Below are 12,455 nucleotides of genomic sequence, written 5' to 3' on the forward strand. Positions count from 1 at the left end.
GATGTTAGCAAAACTGGCTCTGCGTAATGTAAGAAGACAGATGAGCAATTACTTGATTTACTTTATGACGGTGATACTGACTGTGGCCTTGCTGTTCGCATTGTGCAACATGATTTTCAGTCCGCAGCTGAACCTGGATGCGGAGAGTAACAGCGGCATGAAGAACGGTCTGATGGGGCTGATTGCCTTTATTTTCGTCATCATAACCTTTGTACTGGGATATGCCGCCTCCTTCATGCTTCGGTTTCGAAAGCGGGAATTCGGCATGTATCTGACCCTTGGCATGACGAGAAATCATGTCCTCTTGATTTTTCTGACAGAGACTTTGATCATGGGTTTCGTCGCTTTGGGGCTGGGCATCCTGCTGGGATTATTTTTCTATCAGGGTATGGTGGCGATTATGATGAAGCTGATGCAGCTGGAACTCACATTTGCGGCCTATTCGGTGAAAGGCCTTTGGATCACCATCGGACTGGTCATCGCGATTTTCCTGCTTTCGGCGTTTTCCTCTTTTCTATACTTGAAAATAGTCGATATTTACGACTTATTGCATGGAGCGCAAAAGAGCGAAAAGAAAAGCTGCCATCCAAGGGTTTGGGTTTTCATCATGGCCACCTCCATTTTGGTACTGATTGAAGCGGCTATTGATTTCATCAGACTAATTGAAATTCGCTATTCTGCCAGTAAGGGGAACCTGGAGACTGCAATCATGCTGGATCTGTTTATCATGGCCATGGCGTTCATTTTCCTCCATATAGGAGTTGCCAAGAGTCTGATCCCGTTTCTATCTGAAAAGAAAACCTTCTGCAGCAGAGGCACGAACACCTTTACCCTGAGACAGCTCAGCGGCACCCTCAGCGTCAATTCTGTCATGGTCGGATTGATGGCTTTTCTTCTGACCGCAGCAATCTTTGTGTCTAACGGCGCATTTTTCCTGAAAATACTAGAAAGGACCGAGCATGAAAGATCCAATCCCTTTGACGTGACTTATGTCGAAAATAATGATCCAGGCAGAGAGCCTGATGAGGCTATCCTGCCGGAGGAGGCAGAGACCATCATCGAGAACTATTCAAAAATAGAAAAGAAGTGCGCCTATACCACCTATAGAAATGAAACGGATGAGGTGACGGAGCCTTTGACCACCTGGTATGAGAAAAACGTCCTCTATCTGTGTACGAATATCTCGGAGTCTGACTTCAACGCACTCTGCAGAGCACGTGGCTATCAGACAGTGAATCTGGACGGGCGATTTCTGGTGGTGACAAATTCGACGATCGCCGCTGGTACGGATTACTCTTCTGTCACCTTACATCTCAGCGGCAAAAGTTACCTCTACGGCGGCAGAAGGGAAGGTCAGTCGCCTCTGCCTGACTACATTTATACTGTAGTGCCTGATGAGGCAGTAAAGTATTTGAGGGTGCAGGAGAAAAAAGTCGTCTATGTATTAGAACAAAAACAGTACGATGCAGAGAGCCTTCAAAGAGATTTGACCTATCATTATACGTATGCAGATGGAGAAAACACATCCAATGCTTGCGACTACTGGCTGAAGGAAATGGACCGGCAGGTAAGGGACAGTGAAATTGCCATCTTCATAATCGGCGCCATCTATATCACTACTGTATTTCTGCTCATGGTCATGGCGATTCTGGCGCTGAAGATTATGTCTGGGTTAAGCGAGGACAGGCGCAGATACCTGACGTTGTCCTGCCTGGGAGTCAGTGAAGGCGAACAGGAGCAGACGCTGCTCTGCCAGATGGCAGGTTTCTTCTTCCAACCGCTGATACTCCCAGTTTTGTCCAGCGTTCCCATGGGATGGCTGTTTGGCAAGCTGCTGCAGCTGCACGGCTGCGCAGGACAAGTTCAGGAGATGTACCTTACAACAGGGCTCATCGCTCTGATCATCACAATTCTCTACACTCTATATTTCGTCGCAATCTATCAGATTGCCAAGCGGTCTGTGGTACAGAGAACAAAATCTTAAATTTACAGAAGAATAATTGCTATTTCATTGGAATATTGTTAAAATTAAGACAAGCGAACAAATTAAGGAAGGAGATGTTCCTATGAAATACGCATTTACCCATGCTAACGTGCTGGATGGAAGCCGGGACATGGAGGTACAGCCCTGTATGACGGTCTTAGTGGAAAACGACAAAATCGTATCCTTGAAAGAAAGGGGCAGTGTGCCGGAGGGCTTTGAAGAAATTGATCTACACGACAAGTATCTGCTGCCGGGTTTGATTAATGCCCACGTCCATCTGCCAGGCACCGGTAAACCGACCAACGCTAGTGAAGCCTCTGATTTGGCGGCCAAGGTGGATAAGTCTAAGCTGATGCAAAAGGTGCTCAGCTCTGTCGTAAAGAAGAATATCCTCACCTCTCTCAATGCGGGGATTACGACCATCCGCTCCGTGGGTGAAGTCAGTTATCGAGATTTGGCCAACAGAGATATGATCAACATCGGGAAATACGTCGGACCTCGTCTTCTGGCCTGCGGCTACGGCGTGACAGTTCCCGGCGGCCACACAGATGGACTGATGGGGATTCCCTGCAAAACGCCAGAAGAATGCATCAAGGTCATCGGAGACAATGCTGCAAAGGGGGCGGACTGGATCAAAATCTTTGTCACCGGCGGCGTCTTTGATGCAGCCGTAAAAGGAGAGCCAGGCGTGGTCAGGATGTCCTATGAACTGGCCAGGGCTTCCTGTGACGAAGCCCACAGATTGGGCTTCAAAGTAGCGTCTCATACAGAAAGTACAGAGGGAGTGCGCCTCGCACTGAAGGCAGGTGTGGATACTATCGAACACGGTGCGCGGATGGATGAGGAAATCATCAGTCTTTATAAGGAAAACGGCTCCGCGGTGATTTGTACTATCATTCCGGCGCTGGCTATTGCGCGACTGCCGGGAGAGATGACTAAGATGACAGAGGTGAACCAGTATAATGCAGAAGTGGTCATGGAGAACATCATCGAAAGCGCTAAACAGGCCCTTGCAAATGATATTCCAGTAGGTCTGGGTACTGACGCATCCTGTCCGTACATCACCCATTATGCCTTGTGGCGAGAGGTTTACTATTTTGCCAAGCTCTGCGGCGTATCGAATGCTTTTGCTTTGCACACCGTGACCCTTGGAAATGCTGAAATTCTAGGACTCTCTGATATTACAGGTTCCATAGAGGATGGAAAGTGTGCGGATTTGATCGTTTTAGAAGAGAATCCTCTGAAAGACTTGTCCAGCCTGAAGGATGTGACCATGGTCATGGCCCGCGGCCATCTGCTCAGGGAACCGAAGATCAAGAGAATTGAATATATAGACCAGGAGCTGGATAAATTGCTCTGAAAAGACCAATACTGAATGAGAAAGGGCGGTGCGTGTGCGCCGCCTTTGCTATTGTATCAAAAGTCTGCCTTTACTTGAGCGAAATAGACACGTATAATAGAAGTAGACTTGGATATCAGGGGAGGATTTATGATTACGGATTCATTTATTCGTTCTTTAACTATAGATAAAACCTATCGAAAGGGAATGCAGATTTTTCTTGAGAAAGACAGGATTTTGGAGTTCAAAGCAGAAGAAGATGAGAATGACACAGACCGCAAACACATCGACGCACTGGTCAGAGGATCAGACAGGCGGTACTATGATGTCAGTTTAAGCTATAACGAAAGAACCGACCAGCTGGAGGAAACGTTTTGCGAATGTCCGGCCTTTTCTAACTATGACGGCATTTGCAAACACTGCGTAGCGGTTCTCAGAGAATACATGAATCATCAGCAGGGGACTACTCGTCTAGCTTCGAAGGTCAGACAGACCTCCTGGGACGGAGGCCGCAGTAATTATGCAGCCTATAAGCCTCAGACCACTTACGCCATCAAAAACCTTCTCAATAGGCAGATTCAGAAAAAGACTGCACCGATTTTACAAAAAGACGCCTTTGGCCGCGTCTGTCTTTTGCCGTCCTTTAAAGTAGAACGAGATAACCTGGAAACGAAGATTTCCGCTGCTTTCAAAATCGGCATTGATCACATGTATGTTCTGAAAGACGTTTCTGAATTTGCCAAGAATATGGAAGCAGCCGCCAATTTCGCTTATGGGAAGCGGTTGCAGTTTATCCATTCAATCGAAAGTTTTGATCAGGATTCTCAGCCACTGGCGGAGTTTTTAGTGAAATGGATTAAGGACAGAGAGAAAAAAGAAGCGAGTGATTCCGCTTTTTATTTTACGAGGACGATTCCTAAAGTAAGGGAACTTCCCCTCAGCGGGGGAGAGTTTGAAATGCTTCTCGATATTATGGGAGAGCGGCCTTTTGAGATAGAATTGAGCGATTCAGCTGTCAAGGAATGGCAGATCAGTGAGAGAATGCCGGAAATGGATTTGTATATCACAGGCAAAGAAGGCGGCATCGAAGTGGCTACGGATGCGAACCCTCTGATAAGGGGACAGGAGCATTATCTCTATTTTGCCGATGGAGAAATCTTTAAACTGCCGATTAAAGATGTGAAAGCGATTGACGGTTTACTTTTCTGTATGGAGCGAAAAATAAACAATCCTTTTTTCGTGGCAGAAGACGATATACCGATTTTTTGCCGGGAACTGTATCCGACACTGAAGCAGCAGTTCATCTGCCATATAGAAAATTTTGTTGAAGAGGATTATGGCATCGCAGAAGCAGAATTTAAGATTTACTTGGACGCACCGGAGAAAAACATAGTGACAGGAAAGATTGAAGCCGTCTACGGAGACAGAAAATACAATGTCTATGATCGGCAGAAAGACTACGAAAGCCGGGATTTTGTAAAGGAAATTGAGACTGCCGCATTAATCGTGCCTTACTTTGAACGGATAGATGAAAACAAACAGGAGCTGGTCATCAGCAGGGACGAAGACACCCTCTATGAACTGCTGACCATGGGTATCGACGAAATGCAGGAGCTGGGTCAGGTCTATGTATCAGAGAGCCTTAAGGGCGTGAATATCAGACCGACGCCGACGGTGTCAATCGGAATCTCGTTATCCGGCGATTTACTAGAGCTGACTTTGACGGCTGGAGATATGTCGCGGGAAGATTTGATTGATATTTTGGGCAAATACAACAAAAAAAAGAAGTTCTACCGCTTGAAGAACGGGGATTTTGTTCAGATTGAAGACGACGGGATTACGACGTTGGCAGAACTGCGGGAGGGCTTGAATCTGACTGCCAAGGAACTTCGGCAGGATACTGTGCTGCTGCCAAAGTATCGCGCCCTTTATCTGGACAGTGAATTACAGGCAAAGACTTCTCTTTCCGTTGAGCGCAGCAGAGATTTCCGCGCCTTGATCCGCGATATGAAGACCGTGGACGATAACGATTTTGAGGTACCGGCTACCTTGGCGAAGACCTTGAGAGAATATCAGAAGAAAGGTTTTCTGTGGCTGAAAACGTTGGCACACAACGGTTTTGGAGGAATTCTGGCTGACGATATGGGGCTGGGAAAGACGCTGCAGGTCATCGCTTTTCTGCTGTCGGAACAGGAAGAGAAGGGTAGCGCGGACAGTCGTCCCTCTCTGATTGTCTGTCCTGCATCCCTGGTGTACAACTGGGAGAGCGAAATTCATCGCTTTGCGCCCGCGCTCAGAACGCGGCTGATCATCGGAACGGCCGCGGGACGTCAGACTTTGATTGAGACGATAGAACCTGGGGAGGTATGCATCACGTCTTACGAGCTGCTGAAGCGGGATATCAAGCTTTATAAAGAGGTCGCCTTTGGCTGCCAGGTCATCGACGAAGCACAGTATATCAAAAACCACAATACCCAGGCGGCAAAGTCTGTCAAATCAATTAACGCCGGTTTTCGAGCAGCATTGACAGGAACGCCCGTTGAAAACAGACTCAGCGAGCTTTGGAGCATCTTTGACTTTCTGATGTCCGGTTTCCTGCATTCCTACGATCGATTCCGCAAAGAAATGGAAAATCCGATTGTCCAGGGGCAGGACGAGGAGGCGATGGAGAGATTGCGCAAAATGACGCATCCGTTCATCTTGCGGCGTCTGAAAAAAGATGTGCTGAAAGATCTGCCGGATAAGATTGAAAAGAACATGTTTACCCGCTTGGATGGAGAACAGCAGAGGCTGTACGATGCCCACGTGAAGCAGCTGCAATTGTTCTTAGACGGAGCCAGCGATGAGGAGCTTTCAACCTCGAAGATTCAAATTCTTTCACAGCTGACCAGGCTGCGCCAAATCTGTTGCGACCCGGCTCTCGTCTATGAAAACTATCAAGGGGTATCGGCAAAAACCCAGATGTGTATCGAGCTGATCAGCAATGCAGTCAGTGCAGGGCATAAGATTTTGCTGTTCTCTCAGTTTACTACCATGCTCAGCGATTTAGAAGCCAGACTTGAGCAGGAGGAGATTTCCTACTATATTTTAACAGGCGCCACCAGCAAAGAAAAACGGAACCGAATGGTCAAAGCCTTCAATGAGGACGATACCTCCGTCTTCTTGATTTCACTGAAAGCAGGAGGCACCGGTTTGAACCTGACGGCAGCAGATATGGTCATTCACTTCGACCCTTGGTGGAATCTGGCGGTGCAGAATCAGGCGACGGACAGAGCACACCGCATCGGTCAGAAAAATGTGGTGACAGTCTATAAGTTGATAGCGCAGGATACTATCGAAGATAAAATTCTAGAACTACAGGAGCGTAAAAAGGACCTGGCCGATCAAATTCTCACGGGCAGAGCCGTGGAAAGCGTCGATTTCAACCGAGAAGAACTGATGGAACTATTGCGAAGATCTTGAGGAGGAACAACATGAGCATTGTAAAAAATGAACCAAAGATTAAGTTTGCACTGATTGCGGCTATTCGTGAACAGTTGGAGCAGAGAGCAGCTTGGCTTTATCTTCTCTGTGACGAGGCGCGAAAGAAAGGGCTGCCGCCGATGGATTTCGCACCAGAAGCGATACGCCGTTGCGGAATTGGCGAAGGAAAGTTTTTGATCGAGAAGGGCAAGACGGATAGCCTGAAAGGGCTGCGCAAGACTTTGTTCTCTCTGCCAGCACGAAAAGTCTTTGAAATGGATGTGATCAAAAGCACTGATGATGAATTGGAACTGCATTTTCATTACTGTCCGCTGGTAAAGGCCTGGCAGAAATGTGGCTGTTCTGACGAGGACATTGCTATGCTCTGTGATATCGCCATGTGCGGGGATCGTGGCATCGGCGAGGCTTACGGTTGTGAATTGGAGTTGACGAAGACCATTGCAGGCGGAGATGACATCTGCCATTTGAGATATCATAAATAAGGACGAACAGAAATTGATATCACAGCTTCGAAAGAATGTGGTATAATGGTTCCAAGATCTTACGGCGTTGCCGCAAAGAAGGAATTCATGAAAACGTGAAAGGAAGAGATAAAATGATTCAGATTGAAATGTTAAATGTGAAAGGACAGCCTGTGCAGGGCGTGCGCATTGTAGCACCTGGTGGAGAGGGGCATCCAAATATGCTGGTTCTTCTTTGTAAAAAAGGCTATATCATGTGTGGTTACTTAAATCAGGGGACAGCGGAAGCCGTGAAAGATGCAGCGGCTGTTGTCGGTGGAAGCACTTTTGATGAAATTCTGGCTAACCCAGTAAAGAGCGTTTCGCCTGAAGCAGAAGCTCTTGGCATCGCTGTCGGCATGACTGGCGCAGAAGCTGCAGAAAAGCTCAACGCGTAACAAACTTTGGCTGCCTGCTGGATTCAGTGTGGCAGCTTTTTTTACATATTAAGATGGAATGAAAAGAGGTGAGCCTGAAGTGAAACTGGTAATTGCTCAAGCTCCATGCAAGGTCTATTAGGGCAAAATTGCATGGAGTGAATCGAAGATTTGCCCAAAGACTTTGCATTTTAATGGAAATCATATAAAAATTAAAAGGAGCAAAGTCAAATGAAAAATATCAACTTAATAATGAAAGAGCTTCACAGCTTTCTGATCTTATGGTCGACGCAATCGCTGTCCCTGCTGGGCAGTTCAATGACTAATTTTGCGCTAGTGATGTGGACTTATCAAGAAAAAGGCTCAGCTTTGACGACTGCGCTTTTGTCAGTCTGTTCTTACACGCCTTACATCATGATGAGTATCTTCGCCGGTGCACTCAGCGACAAGTGGAATAAGAAAGTAACCATGCTGGCAAGTGACACTTTTGCTGCTCTCTGTACGGTAGTGGTTTTATTGCTGCTGAAAAGCGGTCAGTTGGAAATCTGGCATCTCTATTGCATCAATGCCTTGAACGGATTGATGGGCACGGTGCAGCAACCTGCAGGAGATGTGGCAATCAGTTTGATTACACCGCGAAAACATTATCAAAAAGTGAGCGGACTGCGTTCATTTTCTAATTCTCTGGTCAACATTCTGTCCCCAGTGGCTGCTACGACGATTTTCGCAGCTTTTGGGTTGGATGCCATCATCTATTTTGATCTGTCTACCTTTTTGGCTGCTTTTTTGGCGCTCTGTTTTTTCGTGGAAATCCCCATAGTACATGAATTGAAGGATAAAGGGGAATCTTTGTTGCAGTCGGCAAAGAGCGGATTGCAGTATCTGAAAGAGCACCGGGGCATTTTAGATTTAATTCTCCTTCTTGCGGGAATCAATCTGACAGCATCCATGTACAACGCTGCCTTTCCGGCAATGCTTCTTTCCAGGAGCGGCGGAGGAGAAGGTGCGCTGGCCATCGTCAACGCCTCGGTGGGAATTGCCATGCTAGCTGGGAGTCTGGCAGCATCTGTCCTGCCTGCACCGAAGAGCAGAGTTCGGGTTATCTGCAACACCTTGTTTTTGTCTATGAGTACCGAGAACTTCATCCTCGCTTTTGGCAATTCGGTGCCTGTCTGGTGTCTGGGCGCAATTTTGGGGTGGATTTGGGTTCCCATAATGAACGCCAACATGGATACCCTTTTTCGCAGCTATATCCCAGTGACGATGCAGGGAAGAGTTTACTCTGCCCGCAATACACTGCAGTTTTTTACCATTCCCATAGGGTACTTTCTGGGAGGCATCCTGGTTGACAAAGTCTTTGAACCGTTTATGGCGCTGCAGGCAGAAGACAGCCTCTGGATTACGTTTTTTGGCAGCGGAAAAGGGTCTGGGGCAGCCATGTTCTTTATGATCATCGGTCTGCTCGGCGTCATGACCTGCCTGGTGTTCAGGAGAGATAAGGAGATTTGGAAACTGGAAGAGTGAAGAGATAATATAGGAGCGCCTGCCTGCAGGCAGCTCCTTTTTGGTTGAATAAATTTAGAAAAAAAGAATTTCATAGAGATGTTCATAAAAGGCTTGACAAGTATGGTAAAATAAGAGGGTTGAAATGAAAAGTACGGAGGTTAGGATGAGTGTGATAAATCTGCAAGGGGCAGAGCTATTAAATGTTTTGAAAAGTACGATGGGATCTTTATGGCTGATTACATTAGAAAGCCAGGAGGTTGAAATAATACAGAATTTCATGATACCAGAATTGACTGGCCGGGTAATGGATTATAAGGAGTTGAACGCTGCTTATCTGCAGGAATATGTCTACCCGGCAGACAAGAAAAAATGGCAGGAGTATATGTCCATATCGGCCTTAAAAGAGATGTGTCAGTCAGCATGCAGTGAAAAAACGTTCGAAATGCGGTTTCGCAATCAATCTTTTGGATTTGAATGGCATCAGGCTTTTCTGCATGTGTTTGAAGACGAAAACGGAGACCCAAATCGCATATTACTTTCAAGCAGGTATATCAATGAACTAAAAAGAGGCGAAATCATCGCGAAGGCTGTAGAAACAGAGTACGATTATGTCAATTACATAGATGCAGATTCGAACAGTTATGTGATGTACGCCTCCAATAAGCAGTCTGGGACGCCGATGCCTCCGATTATGAGTAACGATTACGAGAGGGAAGTTCAGACCTATAACCGTATATATGTTCCTGAGGAGCAACAGGAAGAATTGACTGAGAAAATGAGACTTGCCAATATTTTGCCGGTGATTGAGGAAAAGGGAGAATGCATCATATACGGTAACATGTTTGAAGACGGGGTACTGAAAGACAAGAAAATGCGCTACAGCTATTTTGACCGCGAAAAGAACCTTTTGCTGATGACGCGGACGGACATCACGGAGGTTAAAGAGGAGAAACGCCAAAAACAGTTGCTTCAGGATGCGCTGAATGCTGCTTCTGCGGCCAACAAGGCAAAGTCAGAATTCCTGTCACGGATGAGTCACGATATCAGGACACCGATGAATGCTATCATTGGGATGACAGCCATTGCCGGTGCACATATCGAGGACCAGGACAGGGTTTGCGACTGTCTTGGCAAGATCACTACTTCGTCAAAACTCCTGCTCGGTTTGATTAATGAAGTTCTCGACATGGCTAAGGTAGAAAGCGGCAATATTGTTTTGGCAGAAGAGAAGATTGATATGGCTTCCATGACGCAGGATATTATCAACATGATTCAGCCGATGATTGACAGAAAAAAGCAATTTTTCGAAGCCCATATTGAAGATGTAAAAGATGAAATGGTGATTGGGGACTTACAGCGATTGCAGCAGGTGCTTCTCAATCTGCTCTCCAATGCGACAAAGTATACCCCCGAAGGCGGTCATATTCTCTTTGAAATTAAAGAAAAGCCTTCTATGCAGAGAGGGGTAGGTTGTTACGAATTTTCCGTATCTGACGATGGCATCGGTATAAAAGCGGATTTTTTAGAGAAAATATTTGAACCTTTCGAAAGAGCCGATGATAAAGCGATACGGGGGATTCCAGGAACAGGTCTGGGCATGGCAATTAGTAAAAACATCGTTGAAATGCTGGATGGAACGATTCAGGTGGAAAGCACTTACGGGCAGGGGTCAAAATTCACAGCGACTTTCTGCCTCAGGCTGCAGGATCAGCCGGAATGGAATACAGAATCTCTGGCAGGGCTGCCGATTTTGGTAGTAGACGATGATGAAATTGTTTGCGTAGACGTGTGCGAAAGACTGGAAAATATGGGTATGGATGGAGAATATACGCTTTGCGGGGAAGAAGCCGTGGAGAAGGTCGTGACCGCTCATGACCGGGGCAGCGACTATTTTGCAGTGATCTTAGATTTGAAAATGCCCGGTATGGACGGCATTGAAACTACGAGACGGATACGTGCGGCAGTTGGCAGCGAAGTTCCGATTATCATGATTTCGGCCTATGATTGGTCCGAATTTGAGGATGAGGCCATCAAAGCCGGGGTCAATGACTTTATTGTCAAGCCTTTGTTTCAGTCCCGGCTGGTTTACAAGTTGAATCAGCTCGTTTGCAAGCAAACAGAGCCAGTGCCAAAGGAATACGGAACTTTGCCGAAAGGCGAGTATGGCGGGAAGCGAATCCTTCTGGCAGAAGACAATGCTCTGAATCGCGAAATCGCCATAGAACTGCTCTCTGCTGTCAATCTGGAAGTGGAGGCAGCGGAAAACGGCCAGATCGCGGTAGATATGGTACAAGAAAAACCGGAAGATTACTACGATTTGATCTTCATGGACATGCAGATGCCAGTGATGGATGGCTGCGAAGCCGTGAGAAAGATTAGAGAGCTGAACCGCAAAGATGTGAAGCGGATGCCTATCATCGCTATGACCGCCAATGCTTTTTCTGACGATGTCGAGAAGACAAAGGCGGTGGGAATGGATGAGCACCTATCAAAACCAATCGACATGGAAGTGCTGAGCCAGACTTTGGCGAAGTGGCTTAAGTGACTTAAGAAAAAATACAGCTGGCAGGAGATACCTGCCAGCTGTTCGTTTATATTAATTTAGTAATCGCCCTTCTCTGTAAGACCATTCTAGATAATCCGGATTCTGGTAATAAACACCGGTCTTAAAATTTGAAATCTCGTCACTGATAAAGGATTTGAAGATTTTGATCATTTCATTGACGTTTTCACCAGGTTTTGCGCAGTGCTCGATCATAATGGAGTAGAGTCTGCCAATATCCATGAACGCCGGAATCGTATATTTGCAATTTGTTATGGTATCAAAATCACCAGGTTTGATGCTGTAGATTTCTAAAATTTTATCGCTGACCTGTTCGAAGGATAGGCAGTGGCTAACCTCTGCGTCCTTCAACTGCTTCGGCACGCCGTCTTTTCCAAGAGCATCTATGATCGCATCTCTTCAGTTATTCGTTTTACGTGCTGTGTACTCGATGAGAGAGCATACGTAGAAAAAATCGTTTTGTTGTTTATCAGTTATAAATTACCTCGCTTTCTTTGAAGAATATATTAATAAGGTATAGGGATTACAAAAAAGAAAAACAGCAGTTTATTATAAATAAACAATGCTGTTTTACAAGTCCCATTCAATTAATATTTCAATCCACTTGGTAAAAACCTTTAAAATTATATCATAGAAAAAATTCTAAAACAAGAAAATCAAGCACAATTGATGAAATTAAATCATACTAAGTATTATATATAGT

8 protein-coding genes are annotated in these 12,455 nt (G+C 46.0%); 7 read left to right on the forward strand and 1 reads right to left on the reverse strand.

Annotation, left to right across the window (positions count from 1 at the left end; all coding sequences use genetic code 11):
* Position 1 precedes the first annotated feature (1 nt).
* The 7 genes from ACMQ5W_RS00880 (at position 2) to ACMQ5W_RS00910 (ending at position 11,734) form a co-directional block, all read left to right on the forward strand.
* On the forward strand, positions 2 to 1,984 hold the full coding sequence (locus ACMQ5W_RS00880) for an FtsX-like permease family protein (RefSeq protein WP_419022622.1): 1,983 nt from the start codon (positions 2 to 4) through the stop codon (positions 1,982 to 1,984).
* A gap of 82 nt (positions 1,985 to 2,066) precedes the next feature.
* Entirely contained in the window at positions 2,067 to 3,344 is a 1,278-nt protein-coding gene (locus ACMQ5W_RS00885) for an amidohydrolase family protein (protein ID WP_419022624.1), read from the forward strand.
* Between the two features lie 129 nt (positions 3,345 to 3,473).
* A complete protein-coding gene (locus ACMQ5W_RS00890) occupies positions 3,474 to 6,785 on the forward strand; it encodes an SNF2 helicase associated domain-containing protein (RefSeq protein WP_419022626.1) in 3,312 nt (1,103 codons plus the stop codon).
* 11 nt (positions 6,786 to 6,796) lie between these two features.
* A complete protein-coding gene (locus ACMQ5W_RS00895) occupies positions 6,797 to 7,288 on the forward strand; it encodes an L-2-amino-thiazoline-4-carboxylic acid hydrolase (RefSeq protein ID WP_419022628.1) in 492 nt (163 codons plus the stop codon).
* Between the two features lie 113 nt (positions 7,289 to 7,401).
* Entirely contained in the window at positions 7,402 to 7,704 is a 303-nt protein-coding gene (locus tag ACMQ5W_RS00900) for a YunC family protein (protein WP_419022630.1), read from the forward strand.
* Positions 7,705 to 7,914: 210 nt separating this feature from the next.
* Positions 7,915 to 9,207 carry an MFS transporter gene (locus ACMQ5W_RS00905; protein WP_419022632.1) on the forward strand — a complete coding sequence of 431 codons (1,293 nt, stop codon included), beginning with the start codon at positions 7,915 to 7,917 and terminating at the stop codon, positions 9,205 to 9,207.
* Between the two features lie 145 nt (positions 9,208 to 9,352).
* Positions 9,353 to 11,734: a response regulator gene (locus tag ACMQ5W_RS00910; RefSeq protein WP_419022634.1), complete on the forward strand. Its 2,382-nt coding sequence runs from the start codon at positions 9,353 to 9,355 to the stop codon at positions 11,732 to 11,734.
* A 51-nt stretch (positions 11,735 to 11,785) separates the two neighbouring features.
* Here the strand turns inward: ACMQ5W_RS00910 and ACMQ5W_RS00915 are convergent, their stop codons facing one another.
* Positions 11,786 to 12,115 (reverse strand): hypothetical protein, encoded by a 330-nt coding sequence (locus ACMQ5W_RS00915; RefSeq protein ID WP_419022636.1) that lies wholly within the window; start codon positions 12,113 to 12,115, stop codon positions 11,786 to 11,788.
* Positions 12,116 to 12,455 lie beyond the last annotated feature (340 nt).

It is taken from the genome of Emergencia sp., from assembly GCF_048465375.1.
Taxonomy (GTDB): Bacteria; Bacillota; Clostridia; order Peptostreptococcales; family Anaerovoracaceae; genus Senimuribacter.